Origin of the sequence: Roseomonas indoligenes (genome assembly GCF_017813365.1) — a bacterium.
GTDB classification, from domain to species: Bacteria; Pseudomonadota; Alphaproteobacteria; order Acetobacterales; family Acetobacteraceae; genus Roseomonas; species Roseomonas indoligenes.
Map to the genome: position 1 here is coordinate 103,720 of NZ_JAGIZA010000008.1, position 16,194 is coordinate 119,913.

Here is a 16,194-nt window from a genome sequence, read left to right on the forward strand (position 1 = left end):
TCCAGCACCCGATAGGTGGCGCCGGAGGAGAGGATGGATGCCGTGTCCTGGGCCTGCCTCATCGGCCGAACGTGCCCAGGACCAGGACCGCCGCGCCCGGAACCAGCCAGCGCGGAACACGCGACCCGGCGCCGATCGTAACCACCGTCACACCAGCGGAGAGAGCGAGGCCTGGAGCTGCCAGCCAAAGTGGGAGGAAGCCGGTCATGCCACGCCTCCCCGCTGAGCAGCGCGCGCGGCAGCCAGGATCGCAGGTGTCAGCGGCGCGCGCGGACGGGCCTCAGGCAGCGTCTCCGCCCCCAGCAGGTCGCGGAGCAGGCTCCAGGCCACCAGGGCATCCCCGTCGCGGTTGAGGTGGATGAGGCCGTTCGCGCGGTCGCCGCCGGCCAACCAGTCCGCTACCGCCTCGGCCTTTCTTCTCAGGCCTTCCGGGGTTCTGGCGGGGAGCGCAGCCGCGAGGGCCAGCATCCCCTCCTCCGGCGGCACGGCGAATACCGGATCCGCGTTGAGGTAGGCGACCGTCTCAGCGTCGGGGTTGAGCCGCGTCTCGCGCGCCTCGTCCAGCAGGGCAATCAGCTCGCCGTCCAACTCGGTGGCCTTGGTGGACCCGGCGGCCGGGGCAGCCAGCAGGAGCGCCGCGCTGCTCGCCCCTGACAGGAGCGCGCGGCGGTTCGGGGGGGCGCGTCGGGTCATGTTCCGGCCCCCCGGCCGCGGCTGTGATCTTCCGCGAAGTGCGCCGCCTCGTTGATCATGGGGAGCAGCCGCTCGGCCACCCACTGGATGCACAGGCCGGATCTCTCGCGCTCAAGCGGGTCGTGGGCTTGGACGGTAATGGTGGCGAGGAAGTCGATGGCGCGCACGCCGAGCTCGATCTCCATCAGCTTCTCGTCGAGCTTAGCGAAGGCCTCCCCGCTCATGCCCAGGCCCTCCCGAACAGGCCGCGCAGGTTCGCCGGCACTGGAGCGCCTACACGGCGGTAAGCGGCGACCATCTGGCGGCGGGTGGGGCGATGTACGGTATCGCACACACGGTCAGGGGCGAGGGTGACGGGCTGGGCGCTTGCCTCCTCAGGCTCATCCTCGCCATCGCAGTCCGGCTCCAGGTCCATGACGGGGCGATCGGCCGCGTCCAGGAAGCCGATCAGGTAGGCCGCGCCATCCATGGCAGCGCGCGCCTCGTCCAGCAGTTCCTCCGCCTTCCTACCCATCTCGACGCGGAGCTTCGGGGTCATGACGGTAGCAGCGAAGGGGAGGGGTCTTCTTCTCGGGTCGTGCGCCAGGTCAGCATGAACTCTTCTGGGCAGGGCGCCGGGCGTGATATGGGCGTGAGTAGCCATAGTCGCGTTGCCTCCAGCATCGCGGTTGCGGTTAGGCCGGGCGCGGAGGTGCAAACTCCTTGCTCGGCCGCTTACATCTTCTTACAGTGCAAGTGGCCCAGTCAAGTGAAATGTAAGCAGGTGTAAGTATGGCGAAGTCAGCGATGCTGGCGCTTCGGGTAAGCCCGGAAGTTCGAGAGGCACTTACCGTGGCAGCTGCCGAAGATGATCGCAGCGTGTCCAACTTGGTGGAGCGGATCCTGTCGATGTGGCTCCGCGAGAAGGGCTACTTGGCGCAGGCAGCCGAATGACGCCCGGACAATGCCGCTCGGCACGGACCGGCTTAGCCTGGGACCTAAAGAAGCTCGCCGCGTTGGCGCTGGTAACTGTGGCCGTGGTCGAGAGGTTCGAAAGAGGCGAGAGGGTTGAGCCAGAAGCTGTTTCCAGGCTTGAAGCTGCTCTCGAAAGCGCGGGTGTGGAGTTTATAGGAGGGCAAGCGCCTGGCGTGCTGCTCAGGAAGGGCGCGCCATGAGCGACACGCCGTTTTGGCCCGAACGGTAGACTTCCTGGGCTCGGGGGCGTGATCGAGTGATACCAGAGCAGTGCCGCACTGCCCGGGAAATTCTCGGCTGAAACCTGCAGTGACTGGGCGTCCGTTCAGGTCGTAGCGGCAGCCCGGTGAGAGCCTTCGATACTTAAGCTCGTCCATTGAAGCCGAAAACTGTCCAGGCCATCCGCACCGCCCTCGAAGGCGTCGGCGGCGAGTTCAGCGCCGGATAGGTCGGCGAAGTGCCTGCGGAACTGACGACCTACCCAGTCCGGCCTTGCGTCTGTTCCCCTACTGAAACAAGATTGTAGCTGTGGATTGGCCGCCTCACACACTCAGGCAGTTTCGCCGCAGGCTTCACGGCCCGTCATGGCTGAGGCGCGTCATCGCCTGCTGCTGGATAAGTATGGCCTCTCTGATGATCCTTGGGGTCCTCGCCTTCACGATCGCATCTCTCGGTTTCGGAGTACCGATCCGGGACACAGAGACCCACCAGCCGATTGGCACGCTGAAGCTGCTCTGGATCACCGTGCTCGGCCTCGGCAGCGGCCTATTCTGGCTCGGCGCAGGTATATTCCTCTACAGATCGGCCTCACGCCGGGAGGACGTCAGCTGACAGCCCTGTTCTTTGGATCTCACGCATTCTTATGTGTAAACCTGTTGCCCACCTTTCGACGATCACCAACAGCATCTACCGGCAGTACAGCCCCGACCAAGCCGAATGTAGCCACGCAGCAAGGGGCGGTTTTGCCGCTAGAGGCTGGCGGCGTCGAGTTCATCGCTGAGAACGGAGGCGGGGCTGGGGTTTCTGCTGAAGAGGGCGCAGTTACGTGCTCGCGGACTTCGGCGTATCGTTTCGTATCCATTGTGCAGGTGTAGATCGTGGCTGTGGTTGCGCAATTTATCCCGCTAGCTCTCGTCCTCGGCATAATTAGCCTAGCCATCTGGTTCACTCAGCAGCGTCAAAGAGCGGAGGAACCACCGGGGACGGGGCTGAAGCCTGGGCTGCGTGGGTGGCTCGCTTTCCTGAACGTCGCCCTTTGGGTCGGCAGCCTCCGATCGCTCGTGGAGTTCGCGAAGAGCTTTGCCGATCAAGATCCGACGGTGGCGAAGCAGTTTCCCCTGCTTTCCGTCGCCGATGCCGTGATTGGTGGGCTCGGCCTGGTTTTGCTCGTCTATACGGCGTGGTTGCTAACACGTCAGTCACGCCGATTTCTGGCCGCCTTCCACTACTTAGCCGCGTCTGTGGTGCTTATCCCTCCCTTATCGCTCCTTCTTGGATACCTCTTTCTAAACGTGTGGTACGCGGTGCCAGTCACCGTCGGAGCTGTCATGACATCGGTTGATGCGCAGTTCGTCGGCCAGTGGGTTGCCGGTACTTTAATCATCGCCGCTTGGCTCATGTACGTCCGGCGTTCCCGACGGGTGGCGATCACCTGTGTGCGGTGAGGTCACTCAGTGACACCGGTTCGACGCCGTGGCGTGCAGGCGCTGCCGCTACTCGTCACTGCCATCCTTATGGGGTGCGACGACAGTGGCCAGCACACCCTCTATCGCTCATCTCCTGGCCATCCCAATGCACGGATCCATATCGCCACCTTCGATGCCGCTGACGGCGATGCCTACAATGGCGAGAACTGCCGGCTTGGTGCAGAGCTGTTCATGGCGCAGCCGGGCGTGAAAACCCGCTTCTGGTGCGAGAAGGGGCGGTTTCGCCCCTAGAGGTCGCTTGGGTTGAGTTGATCGCCAAGAATGGGGGCGGGGCAGGAATTAAGCTGAGGAAGGCTTAGAAATGATGGGCAGCTGGACCGACTGGCATCCCTTTCCGGATCCTCGCTGTGGCGAGCTGCTGATGGCGCCCTTCGGGCCTGGTGTTTACGATCTCCGCCGGCGTGACACTTTACAGCCGGTCCTCTTCGGCATTGGTAGCAACGTCTGCGCTCGGATGGCGTCGCTTCTGCCTGAGCCGTTGGGGTGTAAGGGACGGAACAACAGCAGCAAGCGCACCTTCGTCTTGGAGCACCTGAACGTCATCGAGTATCGCACGATGGCATGCGAGACGAAGGCTCAGGCTAGTGAGGTGGAACGGGCGCTCCCACGGCAGGCTTACCTGTTCGGGACATAAGCCAGATTGCCTTCGGGCGTCGAGTTCATCGCGGAGGCCGGGGCGAGGCAGGGTAAGGCTGAGAAAGTAGCTCCCTGCACAGGACTTCACGCCAGACCCTGCAGGATGCATCGTTTCGGCGTCACCGAGGGGAACGGGCTATGCGTGGGGCTGTGCTGGGGGTCGTGGGGCTGGTCTTGGCGGGATGTGGGAGCAGGGAGACCGTCCCCCTTATGACCTCAGGGAACTCGCTCAGCCCGGCCGCGCGGCTCTACGTATCGGTCCCCGAGGACGGCCGGTATGGGAGCGAACTCTACCCGGGCTCGGGCCAGACAGTTGCCCGCTTCGCGCAGTCGGCCTTTCAGCAGCGTCTCGGTCGAGTGGACCGCGGGCAGGCTATGGAGGGTGTAGATGCTGCCCTGATGTCCGGGCGTGCTGTCGGTGCGGATCTGGTCCTCGTTCCGGTTATCGCGCACTGGGAGGACAGGGCCACTGAATGGTCCGGCCTGCCGGATCGCGCCGAGGTCCTGCTGACAATCTACGACGCGAAGACGGGCGCCGTGGTCAATCGGACCAGCATCCAGGGACGCAGCACCTGGTTCACCTTCGGTGGTGACCACCCGCAGGACCTCTTGCCGGAGCCCATGAATGCTTACGCAGCAAGCTTGTTCTAGGCAGGGGAACTGCGCTGGAGGAAGTACCATGACGCGACTGGGCGTCCTGGGCGTCATGTTGCTCGGAGTTTGGGCCAACGCCTCCGCCCAAGAGCGGCCGCCGCCGTCTCCAGTGGAACTCCAGTGCCGACAGGAGGTGGATCGCCGCTACGCGCCAGGTTCGCTCTCGCGCAGCAGGAATGAGCGGCAGCGATTGATTGATGCGTGCGTGGCGAATGGCGGGAAGCTGCCCTCGTGAAGACGGCTGGCGTCGAGTTCATCGAAGCGAATGGTGGCGGGCCCGGAGTGCGCCTGGCGACTGCGGCCCAGGACCGATCGGCCACCGTCCAGGGCGGCGTCACTAGTCCCGGCTCGAACCCTCCCGTCGACGAGGACGCGACGTGACGCCGGAGCAGTGCCGTGCTGCGCGAGCGCTGCTTGGCTGGCGGCAACAGCGGCTTGCTGTAAGGTCAGATACTTCCGCTAACACTGTACGGCGTTTTGAAATACGGGCTCACAAGGTAAAATCGCAGACGATTGCAGCCATGAAGGCCGCTCTGGAAGTCGCGGGCGTCGAGTTCATCGATGCAGACGGCGGCGGGCCCGGAGTATGCTTGGCGAGTGTGGCCGGGGCCCGATTGGACAACTTCCAGGGCGGCGTAACCACGACCGGCTCGAACCATCCCATCGACGAGAACGGCACGTGACACCAGAACAGTGTCGCGCTGCGCGGGAGCTACTTGGCTGGCCCCAGCAGCGGCTGGCAATCAAGTCGGCCACCTGCGCGTCTACAGTCAGGAACTTCGAGAAAGGTGCCTTCAAGGTACGACCGACGACCATTGCCGCGATGCAAGCAGCCCTGGAGACGGCCGGCATCGAGCTCGTCGCGGAGAATGGGGGCGGGGCAGAGGTGCGGCTGCTGAAGGTTCAGGAGGGGGGCGGGCGTTGATCTTCTGGGTATCCTGGTCAGGGCGAGGCAGACTTGTCCCGTTCTTTGGCATCGCAGCGATTGTTGTCGGTCTGGTCATCGCATTCTTTGCCAGGGCGCCTGGTGCCGGCCTCGGCACCTTAGGCCCGTGGCCTTTTTCGGCCGGGTTCGTGCTCGTCGGGGCGCTGACCCTGCCGCTCGGCGTGTGGTGGAACCGGCAATCTGCGCGCGAGCTTCTTGTGCAGACCCGTGCACAAGACGCGTCCGGCCCAGCTCCGCACCGCTTCTGCGGCTTGGCGATGCAGTGGTGGTCGGTCCTGATGATCGGCTTTGGCGCGTTGCTGCTCACCGATCAGGAGACGGAGAGGGTGCCGCGCCGTGCGGGCGTGGTGCCTGCAGAAACGCTGTGGAAGGAATAGCGGGTGAGCGACGTGGGGCCACGACTATCAACTGTCCTCCCCACCTCGTCGCTCCCGCCAACATGGCCTGCCAAGCTTGCGAACTGGGTGGGTGCGACCCTTCTGATCACGACTGGACATCTCTGGGGCTCAGAACATTTGGGCTGGGCTCTGCTCACGTTGTTCGTGGGCGGGGGGTTCATCGGTGCCGGACAGTTCTTCGGGGAGCGGCGCGCCTACGCCAAGGGCGTGCGGGACGGGGCAGGGTGTGCTGACGGAGAAAGACGATCGCGCAGTGACCGGGGCGATTTGCCTGCTGCTGCTCCTGGGGAGCATTGCCCAGGTGCTCCTGAGCTACTTTTTCCAAGACGACCTGGCCACGGCCCGACGCGATGATGCGGGTGGAGTGTCGATCGTCGGCGTGCTGATGTCGATCGCCCCAGCGGCCCTAGCCTTCGTGGGTGCTGTAGCAGCTTGGACACTGCAGAGCCGGGGTTCCCGGTGGGCGTGGCTGGCCGTCGGCGGCCCCCTTCTGGTCCTGGCGGCGGGCTTAGGTGCGGGGGCGTACCTCGCGGCCTATCCGTTTCCGCTGCCGGGCGGCTACGAGGGACTGCCTCTGTAGCGGGCAGGGTGACCATCACGGGGTACGGCAGGAGGGTAGGGGCGCGGAACAACCGTAGGCCTCCTCCGCGCCCGCCTCATCACTTCACCAGTGCGGCTGCGATGTCTCCAGCGGCGTGGTTAGTCAGGTCCTTGGCAATCGTGTGCACGACGCTGGCCTCGACCGTCTTGTGCATGACCTTCCGGATCTCTCCGAGTGTCTGAGGATCGGCGATGATTACGAGGGCGTCGTAGTCGTTCGCCGCGCGCCTTGTCTGAAGGGTTTGGGCGAGCTTCTTGCCGAAGGTAGCCTCGTCGGTGTCGTTCGGAGATGCCTCCTGGCCCTGAGAGCCGGACGGGCCGTCGTTGCTGAAGTCGGACAGGGTCAGGCGGCGCTCTTCGTGCAGGTTAACATCACCGCCTTGGCCAGCATTGCGGAACAGGATCGCCTTGGCCCCATCGGCGACGAGAACGAGGGCGTTGTGAGGGATGTTGTGGGCCATGTGGCGCCTCCTAATGAAAGCGGCGGGGCATTGCCCTGCTGCCGGGGTGCAACGCCGGAGGAGATGAAAAGGCGGTTCGCCTGGGCTGCTCTCACCTGACGCGGGCTGCTTTGCTCTGCCGGAGCCTTTCAAGGCGCTTCAGGCATTTCCTGCAGGTCACCTCATGGTGGGGCGGCTCCTCCCATCCCGACCCGTTGCCAGGCTCTTCGGCGCAAAGGGCGGGGCGGCAGTACGGCGTGACGGCGTGGAAGATCCGTTCGCGTCCGGGAACTGGTCGGCCTGCCTTGCGAAGGGCGACGAACGTCTGGTCTGCCACAGCTATGACGTTCGACATCCCGAGATGAACGCGGCTAGAGGCAACACGGCGGCAACACGACGGAGCGCTGCGGCGAAGCACGCTTCCACCTCAGCCAGTGCGGGCTGTCGCGGCTGGATGGGGATGGGGACGGGGTGCCGTGTGAGACGCTGTGTCGGTCGGTATCGACTGGAACGGTAAGCTGCCGGCGCCTTACCTGATGCCAGGAAGCAGAAGCCCCGCCGGTTAGGGCGAAAGCCCTGGGCCTAGAAGGTCAGCCCGTACTTCTTGGCCAGGGCTAGCAGCAAGATCACAACGGCTGCCGTTCCGCCGACGACGGTAGGCATTTGCCACCAGCTGGGCAGTTTTGCGATCATCTGCCCGGTCGTGCGCTCTAGGGTGCCGATCTGGGACGCGATGCCGTCCAGCTTGCCTTTGATCTCACCGATGCCGGTCTCCACTCCCCGGAGCCGGTCCTCCAACTTGTCGAGGCGCGTCTCAATCCGATCAACCCGCTTGTCTAATGCGTCGACCCTGGCAGCTAAGGGATCCATCCCTCCAGAATTGCCCCCACCGTGCTTGTTTTCAAGCCGCAAACCGGCCTCACCCAGTCCGCCTTCGATGACGCGGAATGGGTCAGCCATTATCAGGCTCCTTCAGGGCGTCCTTGTCCCTTTCCACAGCGTGCCAAGCGAACTGCATGAAGTACCCGCAGTTGTTGCAAAGGAGAGTGTAAACAGGAAAGTTCGCGCGAGGCACATCGTCGCTAGAATTAATGCCAAATAGCGAAATCCCAGCCCTGTTCCCGAGCTTGGAAGGTGCTGGCACTGACCAATCACTTTGACCGCAAGCCGGGCAGGGCCGAGGAAGCCCCTTCCTGTTCAGGAAGTGTACGAAATCGACTTCTTCGTGCAGATCCTTGACGTCTGCTCGGGGGTCGTCTGGGTTATTCTCCATCGCCCGCCCCACCCATCTCCCGCGCCAGCAGCACCCGCCCTGCGTTGACCAGTTCCTTGCGCGCGTCCCGGCCGAGCACGTCCCAGATCCGCAGCAGCTCCATCCGCCCAACCGTGCCAGGCGACGGCGCCTCGCCCATGGCCTTCAGGACCCAGAGGCCGATTTCGCCATAAGTGGGGTGGGTCAGGTTCTCGGTGGGGGCAATCCGTGCGCTCGACGGATCCGGGCTACCGACGAGGGGGTCAGGCGGCAGTGGCAACAGGCTCTCCTGACCATTGAGGCGTGATGTCCTCTTGCAATCGTTCCATCGCTGCAGCGCCTGGGCAATCCCCTGTCCCGACCGTCCCGACGCTGTCCCGACAGGTCGAGACCCGAAAAGCCCAGCAGAACAAGGCTGTCCCGACCGCCACGACCGTCCCGACCGGAAATCAGAGGGTGGGGACAGAAATGATGTTTGCCCGACGGTCCTGTCCGACCTGTCCGACCACCACCATCCAGGTCGGACAGCGGTTTAACCCCGGAAAATAAGGCTAGTCCGACCTGTCCGACCTGTCCGACCCGAAGTCAGAAGGTGGGGATGAAAATGATGGTTCGGATCGCCGGCGCCAGCTTGTCGGGCAGGGCTGGACCCCGGCCGAAAGCTTGGCCAGCGACTTGCACGGGATGGTTGCGATTGTGCTGGAACTTTCCCCTTGTCCTAGGTAGAAGCCCGCCCGACCCGTGCCGCTGTGCGGAGCGGAAAGAGAGGCCGGTACCCTGGGCAGCACGCCTCGGGGTGCCGGCCTCTCTGCGTTGGAGGGGAGCGCTGGGCGCTCATCCGCTAGGCGGAATTCGATTGTGGCAGGGCGCCACCACATAAACACCAAGTACCATGGTCCTGCCCAGCACTCGCCACGAGTGCTCACCATCTGCCCGCCGCAGAAGGCAGGCTGTGTCTTGCCGCGGCGGGGGCACTACCATGCGGAATTCTAAGAAAGAGCCTATTGCTCTGCAGCTCTTGCTTATCGACGCGGCCCTGGACTTTGTAGACAAGCCCCAGAACCAAGAGAACCGGAGCCTCCTCTTGGCGAAATTGGTCTCGCTTTGGACAATCCGACATCAGTTGACGGAACTGCCCGAGGAGGTCGGGACAGGGCCCTAATCCACGTCAAACCGCAGCTCGGTTCGGCAAGGCTGTTGCAGATCGAATGCCCGGCAGCACTCAGGAAGAGACAGGTATGGAGCGCGTGTGTGAGGATAGGGGAGGTTACCCCTGACCTCGGATCGGTACGACCTCTCCCTTCCCGGATGGCTGCCCGCAGAACCGCCCCCATGCCTCCATGAGCTGGGCCCGCTTCACCAGCAGCTCGCTCCGCTGGTAGGCCCGTTCCACCGCAGAGCCGACGGTGTGCGCCAGGGCCATCTCCCCGATCTCCCGCGGGAAGCTGGTCCGCTCGGCCACCCAGTCTCGGAAGGTCGATCGGAAGCCATGGACGGTGAAGTCGGTCCGCTTCATCCGGCCCAGCAATACTGCGCAGGCCCGGGTGGACAGCGGCTTCTTGCCCCGGGGGCTGGGGAAGACGTAGCGACCCACCTCTCCCTGCTCTGACCGGATCCGGTCCAGGAGGGCGAGGGCTGGAGCGGAGAGCGGAACTCGGTGCTCCTTTTTCCCCTTCATCCGCTCGGCCGGGATCACCCACAGCGCCTTGGTAGTGTTGATCTCGGTCCACTCGGCACCCATGGCCTCGTTCGTCCGGACAGCGGTGAGGATCAGGAACTCCAGGGCCCGGGCGGCCAAGTCAGGAGAAGCGCGGACCTGCTCCATGAAGTCGCCCACCTCGGCCCAAGGGAGAGCGGCGTGGTGCTCCGTCTTGGTGATGCGGCTTCGCGGCGGGAGAAGCTTCGCGAGGTGCCCACGCCATCGGGCTGGGTTCTCGCCCAAACGCCACTCCCGGGCCTTGGCGTAGTCTAGGACAGCCTCGATCCGCCCCCGCTGGACCACCGCGGTCTGGCTCTTCTCATGCCAGATAGGCTCCAGCGCCTTCATCACCTCGGCGGTGCCCACTCGATCAACCGGCATCTTCCCAAAAACGGGGTAGACGTAGGCCTCCATCTGGGTCGCCCACTGGTGGCGGTGCTTCTCGTTGCGCCAACCTGCCTGGTGGGCTGCGTGGTAGCGCTGGGCCACCTCCTTGAAGGTCAGGGTCTTCTTCTTGGCCTCGGCTGCAGCGGCTGCCTTCTCCTCCTGCCGGCGAGCCAGCGGATCCACCCCAGCCCGCAGCAGGGCGCGCTGCGTCTGCGCTTGCTGCCTGGCGTCGGCCAGCGAGACATCTGGGAAGGGACCCAAACCCATCTCCCGGGCCCGGCCGTGGAGGGTGTACCGGAAGAGCCAAGAGCGGTGATCGGCATCGCGGACCTGCAGCCAAAGGCCTCCACCGTCGCCGTAGCGGCCGGGGGAAGTCAGGGCTTTGATCTTCAGTGCGGTTAGCTTCCCCGCCATCCCATCCTCCAGCCCACAGATCCAGGCCCACATACCAGCCCACAAGAGAGAGCCGGATTTGGCCGGACACCGCCGAACGCCCCCGGACAGTCACCCTCTAAGCCTTTGCAGTCAAATGGGGATTTCTGGACGACTGCGGACAGTCCTGGACAGCAGTTCGGCTACGACACCTTCCGCAACCTCGGCGCCCCGCAGAGTTCCGCGCCCGGGCTCGTGGGTGCCCTGCCCGACAGCTACGTGCTGGGGCGCGACGACGAGGTGGTGATCGCCATCCGCGGCCGAACCCGCCAGTCCTACACCCTGCGGGTGGGGCGGGACGGCCTGCTGCCCATGCCGGACATCCCGCCCTTCCCTGCCGCCGGACGCTCGCTGCGCGACCTGCGCGCCGATATCGAGGCGCGGGTCGCGCGGGAGCTGGGCGGGTCCGAGGCCTATGTCTCGCTCGGGCAGACCCGGCAGATCGCGATCTTCGTGGCGGGGGAGGTGGTGCGGCCGGGGCTGGTGCCGCTGCCCGCCATTGCCTCCCTCCTCGATGCGCTGGGGGCGGCGGGGGGCATCCGCCGCACGGGCAGCCTGCGCGCCGTGCGGGTGGAGGGGCCGGGCGGGGCGCGGGTGGTGGACCTCTACGCCGCCATCGCCGGCACGCCGGGCAGCCCGGACCTGTCGCTGCGCGAGGGGGAGCGGGTGGTGGTGCCGCCCCTGGGCGGGGTGGTGGCCCTGGCGGGGGACGTGACGCGCCCTGCCATCTACGAACTGCCGGCCGGGGCGGGCGCGGCGCCGCTCCATTCCCTCCTGGCGCTGGCGGGCGGGGCGCTGCGGCCGGTGGGGAACCGCTTCCTCTCCATCGGCACGGATGCCGGCGGGCGGCGGGCGCTGGCGGAGCTGGCGCCTGGATCGCCGGTGCGGCGGGGCGATGCCGTCACGGTCTCCCCTGGCGTGGACGCAGTCTCCGGCGGGCTGCGCCTGGCCGGGCACGTCGTGGCGCCGGTGATGCGCGGCGTGGGCGCGCGCGGCGGGGCGGGGCTGCGGGCGCTGCTGGCGGACCCGCGGGTGATCCGGCCGGACCCCTATGTCCGCATGGGCGTGGTCTGGCGGCAGGACGAGCGCACGCGGGTGCGGCGCTTCATCGGCTTCGACCTCGGGCGGGTGATGAACGGGGCGGCGGAGCTGCCCCTGCGCGAGGGGGACGAGGTGATCCTCCTCTCCCAGACGGACGTGCTGTGGCTGGCCTCCCCCGCCGTGCAGAGGGCGCTGAAGGGCGATGTAGGGCAGGGGGCGGCCAATGCGCCCGTGCCCGGAGCGATGCCTGGGACAATGCCGGGAACGGCGCCGGGAATGCCGGGCGGCGGAAGCCCTGCCACCGCGGTGTCCACCGTGCCGGCCACGGCCGCCGTGGGCACGACGCCGATGCCGGTGGCCCTGGGGCCGGACTGCCCGGCGCTGACGGCGCTGGCCATCGCCGCCCGCTCCTCCCCGCTGCGCTTCGCCCATGCGCGCAGCGCGGGCTTCCCGGATATCGGCACGCCGGGCTGCCCGCAGCTCTTCGTGGACTACCCGGCGTTGCTGCCTTTCCTGCTGGACCAGTCCGTGCTGCTGGCGGGGGAGGTGCGGCTGCCCGGCCTCTACCCCGTGCTCGACGATACGGGGCTGGACAGCGTGCTGGCGGCGGCGGGCGGCGCGGCGGAGACGGCCGACCTCTCCTCCGTGGAGTTCGCGCGGGAGCCGCTGGAGAATGCGGGCGCCATCCCGCTCTCCCGCACGTTGCTGGACCTGCGGAGCCGCAACTTCGCGGCCGTGCGCCTCTCCCCGCGCGACGCCGTTCGCGTGCCGCTCGGCTTCGGGGACCGCGACACGGGCCCGGTCTCCCTGGTGGGCGAGTTCCTGCGCCCCGGCACCTACGACATCCGCCGCGGGGAGCGGTTGTCCGAGCTTCTGGCCCGCGCCGGCGGGCTGACACAGCAGGCCTATCCCTACGGCGCGGTCTTCACGCGCGAGAGCGTGCGGCAGCGCCAGCAGGAGGGTTTCCAGCGCACGGCGCGGGAACTGGAGACGAGCCTGATCCAAGTGGCGGCCGGGCAGGCGGTGGCGGGCAGCCGGCAGGGCAGCCTGGACCTGGGCGGGGCGATCAATGCCGGCCAGGCGCTCGCCTCCACCCTGCGGGACGCGCGGGCGGCGGGGCGGATGGTGGTGGAGGCGAACCCCGTCGTGCTCGCCTCCCGCCCCGAACTCGACGTGCTGCTGGAGCCGGGCGACCTGATCGTGATGCCCAAGCGCCCGAACGAGGTGACGGTGGTCGGCGCCGTGCTGAACCCGGGCAGCCTGCAATTCGCCACGGGCTGGAAGGCCAGCCAGTACGTGCGCGGGGCGGGCGGGGAGCAGCGCTTCGCCGACATCTCCCGCGCCTTCATCGTGCTGCCCAATGGGCAGAGCGTGCCGGCGGGGCTTGGCAGCTGGCAGGCGGGCGGGCCGCCGGTGCCGCCGGGCAGCCTCGTCGTCGTGCCGCAGGATCCCTCTCCCTATGAGACCTGGGGCTTCATCCGGGACCTGACGTCGGTCCTCGGGCAGATCTCCATCAGCTCCGCGGCGCTGGCGGTGATCTCGCGGCAGGGGCGCTAAGGACGATCACGAAAGATGGATAGGAGATGACGGGGACGTAAGGTTCGTGCAAGGCTTCCCGGGCGCGGACGCGACCGGATGCCGCGCCAACCGAGAACGGGAGGACCAGATGCAAACCGCCCTGCACACGTTCCGCGGCCCGAACCTCACCTTCGCGCTCGTCGCCCTTGCGCTGGTGGTGCTCTTCCTCGTCGTGGAGCACGTCTTCGAGTGGCCCTTCCCGCTGCACCGAAAGCGGAACTAGGCACGGCGCTTTCCCCGCGCGCTGTCGGTTTGTTGCGCGCGGGCATTCTTGCGCCGCCCCGGCTTTTTGCCGAGAGCATCGGGGATGCCGTCGCCGAACCCGCTCCTGCTCGATACGGGCAGCCCGCCCATCCCGGAAATCCAGCGCTGGGGCAGCCTCTACAACGGCGGTGGCGGGCCGCTGCTGAACATGTGCCAGGCCGTGCCCTCCTACCCGCCCGCGCCGGGAATGCTGGAGCGGCTGGCGATTGCCGCGGGCGATCCCGCCACGGCCTCCTACGGCCCCATCATGGGCAATGCGACGCTGCGGCAGGCCTATGCGGGCGATCTCAACCGCGCCTATGGCGGGCGGATCGGCGCGGCGGAGGTCGCCATCACCGCCGGCTGCAACCAGGCCTATTTCGTGGCCATGATGGCGCTGGCGGGCCGCGGCGACGCGGTGCTGCTGCCCACGCCCTGGTACTTCAACCACCGCATGGTGCTGGACATGCTCGGCGTGGAGCCGCGCCCGCTGCCCTGCCGCTCCGGGCGCGGCTTCGTGCCGGATCCGGAGGAGGCGGCCGCCCTGATCGACGAGCGGGTGCGCGCGATCGTCCTCGTCACGCCGAACAACCCCACGGGCGCGATCTACCCGCCCGAGGTGATCGCGCGCTTCCACGATCTGTGCCGGGAGCGCGGCATCTGGCTGGTGCTGGACGAGACCTACCGCGACTTCCTGCCAGTCGGGCAGGACCGGCCGCACGGGCTGCTCGCGGTCGAGGAGTGGCCGGAGAACCTCCTCCAGCTCTACAGCTTCTCCAAGTCCTTCGCCGTGCCCGGCCACCGGCTGGGCGCGATCGGCGCCCCCACCGCGCTGATGCCGGAACTCGGCAAGGTGATGGACTGCGTGCAGATCTGCGCCGCCCGCGCCGGGCAGGCCGCGCTGACCTGGGGGCTGGACGCGCTGGACGACTGGCGCGCGGAGAAGCGCGCGGCGACGCAGGAGAGGATCGAGACGGTGCGCGCCGCCTTCGACCGTCTGCCGGGCTGGGACCTGGAAGCGCTGGGCGCCTACTTCGCCTATGTCCGCCACCCCTTCGGCGAGACCTCCGCCTGGCGCGTGGCGGAGGAACTGGCGACGAAGCACGGGCTGATGTGCCTGCCCGGCCCCGCCTTCGCCGGGGAGGAGGCGCATCTGCGGATCGCCTTCGCCAATGTGGACGAGGCGGGGATCGTGGCGATGGAGGAGCGGCTGCGGGCGGCGACGCCCTGATCAGCCCCCTTATCAGACGGGCAACCATCCCAGGCCGCGCAGCCTCTCCCGCTCGCCCCTGAGGAACCGGTCCCCGATATCCGCGCGCCAGCGAAGTTCCGGCGCCACGACGTTGCGGGCCCGCGCGCGGGCGTCCTCCTGCGCCTCCTCCACCGTCGTCCCGGTGCCGGTGACGATCATCAGGTGGCCGGAGCGGCGGTGGCCGAGAAGCTGGCCGTCCTCCATCCGCACGTCCACGAGGTGGTAGCGGTCCAGCTCCGCGCCCTCGGGCTGGCGGAGGAAGAAGACGGGCGGGTCCTCGTCGGGCGCGGAGGATTCCGTGTGGGCGGGGAAGGGCGGCACGGTGAGGACGATGGCGACGGACCAGCCGGGGCGGGCGGTGAAGCGCTCCGTGCCGCCAGTGGCCATGCGGGCCATCAGGTCGCCCCAGCCATCGGGCTGGAGCGCGGCCAGCACGGCGAAGCCGGGATTGCCGAAGCGGCAGGTGAACTCCAGGGGCCAGACGCCCCGCTCGTTCACGATGAGATTGAGGTTCACGTAGCCGACATGCCCGGCCTCCGCGAAGCGGGGCGCCATACGGTCCAGCGTGGCGGCAAAGAGTTTTTCGGAATCGTCATAGGCGGCGAGGGTGCCCATCTCGCCGGTCATCTCGCCCATCTCGCCGGTGAAGAAGCGCTTGTGCTCGAAGTCGATGCAGGCAGGGCGGAGGAAGCGGGTCCCGTCGAAATAGGCGCCGACGCCGACCTCCACCCCGTCCAGCCGCTCCATCAGCAGCACGCGGCCCTCGCCCGCGCGGCGGAGCATGAAGGCGAGGTCCGCGCCTTCCGGATGGTCGCCGACAAAGGTGGTGCGGGCGGTGTCGTCGTGCTTCAGCACATAGCGGCCGGGGTGGCGGACCAGCCATTCGAGCGCGAGCGAGGGATGGGCGAAGGAGTGGCTCTCCGCGATGGCGAGCCCGGCCTCCCGCAGCACGGTCTGGCCGAACTCGCGCTCCGCCTCCAGCCGGTCGCCGAAGGTGCTGCCGCCGACGACGCGGTAGCCCTGCGCGCGCAGCTCCTCCTGGATCGCGCCTCGGCCGATGCGCTCGAAGAAGATGATGCCGTCGCGGCCGACCCAGTCCAGCTCGGCCCGCCAGTCCGGCACGGTCTCGATGATGCCGCCGAAGGCGCGGCGCTCCGGCGGGTCCTCCGCGTGGACGCGGACCTCGTGGCCTTCCCGGCGGAGGGAGAGGTAGACGTCGCCGAGATAGGCGCGCGGGCCGATGGCGAGGATCCGCATGCTCACTCCGTCTCAGCGGTGGAACC

18 protein-coding genes and 1 pseudogene are annotated in these 16,194 nt (G+C 67.3%); 11 read left to right on the forward strand and 8 right to left on the reverse strand.

Annotated features, from left to right (window positions below):
- Nucleotides 1-204: 204 nt before the first annotated feature.
- Genes J5Y10_RS14515 through J5Y10_RS14525 form a run of 3 tightly spaced genes read right to left on the reverse strand, consistent with a single transcriptional unit; the run spans nt 205 to nt 1,231 of the window.
- Entirely contained in the window at nt 205-693 is a 489-nt protein-coding gene (locus J5Y10_RS14515; RefSeq protein WP_209374742.1) for a hypothetical protein, read from the reverse strand.
- Nucleotides 690-917: a hypothetical protein gene (locus tag J5Y10_RS14520; protein WP_209374743.1), complete on the reverse strand. Its 228-nt coding sequence runs from the start codon at nt 915-917 to the stop codon at nt 690-692. The genes J5Y10_RS14515 and J5Y10_RS14520 overlap by 4 nt, the downstream gene beginning before the upstream one ends.
- Nucleotides 914-1,231 (reverse strand): hypothetical protein, encoded by a 318-nt coding sequence (locus tag J5Y10_RS14525; protein ID WP_209374744.1) that lies wholly within the window; start codon nt 1,229-1,231, stop codon nt 914-916. The genes J5Y10_RS14520 and J5Y10_RS14525 overlap by 4 nt, the downstream gene beginning before the upstream one ends.
- A 233-nt stretch (nt 1,232-1,464) precedes the next feature.
- On the opposite strand from J5Y10_RS14525, the gene J5Y10_RS14530 reads away from it, so the two are divergent.
- The 7 genes from J5Y10_RS14530 (at nt 1,465) to J5Y10_RS14560 (ending at nt 5,966) form a co-directional block, all read left to right on the forward strand.
- Nucleotides 1,465-1,626, forward strand: a complete 162-nt coding sequence (locus J5Y10_RS14530) for a hypothetical protein (RefSeq protein ID WP_209374745.1) — start codon at nt 1,465-1,467, stop codon at nt 1,624-1,626.
- A 654-nt stretch (nt 1,627-2,280) separates the two neighbouring features.
- Nucleotides 2,281-2,478, forward strand: a complete 198-nt coding sequence (locus J5Y10_RS14535; RefSeq protein ID WP_209374746.1) for a hypothetical protein — start codon at nt 2,281-2,283, stop codon at nt 2,476-2,478.
- 272 nt (nt 2,479-2,750) lie between these two features.
- Nucleotides 2,751-3,311: a DUF2569 family protein gene (locus J5Y10_RS14540; protein ID WP_342452928.1), complete on the forward strand. Its 561-nt coding sequence runs from the start codon at nt 2,751-2,753 to the stop codon at nt 3,309-3,311.
- A gap of 33 nt (nt 3,312-3,344) precedes the next feature.
- Nucleotides 3,345-3,584: a hypothetical protein gene (locus tag J5Y10_RS14545; protein ID WP_209374748.1), complete on the forward strand. Its 240-nt coding sequence runs from the start codon at nt 3,345-3,347 to the stop codon at nt 3,582-3,584.
- A gap of 615 nt (nt 3,585-4,199) precedes the next feature.
- Entirely contained in the window at nt 4,200-4,640 is a 441-nt protein-coding gene (locus tag J5Y10_RS14550; RefSeq protein WP_209374749.1) for a DUF4823 domain-containing protein, read from the forward strand.
- A 524-nt stretch (nt 4,641-5,164) separates the two neighbouring features.
- A complete protein-coding gene (locus J5Y10_RS14555) occupies nt 5,165-5,326 on the forward strand; it encodes a hypothetical protein (protein ID WP_209374750.1) in 162 nt (53 codons plus the stop codon).
- 238 nt (nt 5,327-5,564) lie between these two features.
- A complete protein-coding gene (locus J5Y10_RS14560) occupies nt 5,565-5,966 on the forward strand; it encodes a hypothetical protein (RefSeq protein ID WP_209374751.1) in 402 nt (133 codons plus the stop codon).
- A gap of 680 nt (nt 5,967-6,646) precedes the next feature.
- Here J5Y10_RS14560 and J5Y10_RS14565 read toward each other — a convergent pair.
- Entirely contained in the window at nt 6,647-7,048 is a 402-nt protein-coding gene (locus J5Y10_RS14565) for a host attachment family protein (protein WP_209374752.1), read from the reverse strand.
- Between the two features lie 396 nt (nt 7,049-7,444).
- On the opposite strand from J5Y10_RS14565, the pseudogene J5Y10_RS28905 reads away from it, so the two are divergent.
- A pseudogene (locus tag J5Y10_RS28905) lies at nt 7,445-7,564 on the forward strand (excalibur calcium-binding domain-containing protein); the annotation flags it as partial.
- Between the two features lie 45 nt (nt 7,565-7,609).
- On the opposite strand, the gene J5Y10_RS14575 reads toward J5Y10_RS28905, so the two are convergent.
- From J5Y10_RS14575 to J5Y10_RS14585, 3 genes are all read right to left on the reverse strand, one after another.
- On the reverse strand, nt 7,610-7,987 hold the full coding sequence (locus tag J5Y10_RS14575; protein WP_209374753.1) for a hypothetical protein: 378 nt from the start codon (nt 7,985-7,987) through the stop codon (nt 7,610-7,612).
- A 302-nt stretch (nt 7,988-8,289) separates the two neighbouring features.
- Complete coding sequence (locus tag J5Y10_RS14580) at nt 8,290-8,559, reverse strand: hypothetical protein (RefSeq protein WP_209374754.1); 270 nt, start codon at nt 8,557-8,559, stop codon at nt 8,290-8,292.
- A gap of 987 nt (nt 8,560-9,546) precedes the next feature.
- Nucleotides 9,547-10,812: a tyrosine-type recombinase/integrase gene (locus tag J5Y10_RS14585; RefSeq protein WP_342452923.1), complete on the reverse strand. Its 1,266-nt coding sequence runs from the start codon at nt 10,810-10,812 to the stop codon at nt 9,547-9,549.
- Nucleotides 10,813-10,884: 72 nt separating this feature from the next.
- On the opposite strand from J5Y10_RS14585, the gene J5Y10_RS14590 reads away from it, so the two are divergent.
- The 3 genes from J5Y10_RS14590 (at nt 10,885) to J5Y10_RS14595 (ending at nt 14,890) form a co-directional block, all read left to right on the forward strand.
- Nucleotides 10,885-13,395 carry a polysaccharide biosynthesis/export family protein gene (locus J5Y10_RS14590; protein WP_245214719.1) on the forward strand — a complete coding sequence of 837 codons (2,511 nt, stop codon included), beginning with the start codon at nt 10,885-10,887 and terminating at the stop codon, nt 13,393-13,395.
- 109 nt (nt 13,396-13,504) lie between these two features.
- Nucleotides 13,505-13,639, forward strand: a complete 135-nt coding sequence (locus tag J5Y10_RS28470) for a hypothetical protein (RefSeq protein WP_280855210.1) — start codon at nt 13,505-13,507, stop codon at nt 13,637-13,639.
- Nucleotides 13,640-13,723: 84 nt separating this feature from the next.
- Nucleotides 13,724-14,890, forward strand: a complete 1,167-nt coding sequence (locus J5Y10_RS14595; protein WP_209374756.1) for an aminotransferase — start codon at nt 13,724-13,726, stop codon at nt 14,888-14,890.
- Between the two features lie 12 nt (nt 14,891-14,902).
- On the opposite strand, the gene J5Y10_RS14600 is transcribed toward J5Y10_RS14595, so the two are convergent.
- Complete coding sequence (locus J5Y10_RS14600; RefSeq protein WP_209374757.1) at nt 14,903-16,168, reverse strand: hypothetical protein; 1,266 nt, start codon at nt 16,166-16,168, stop codon at nt 14,903-14,905.
- Between the last annotated feature and the right edge of the window lie 26 nt (nt 16,169-16,194).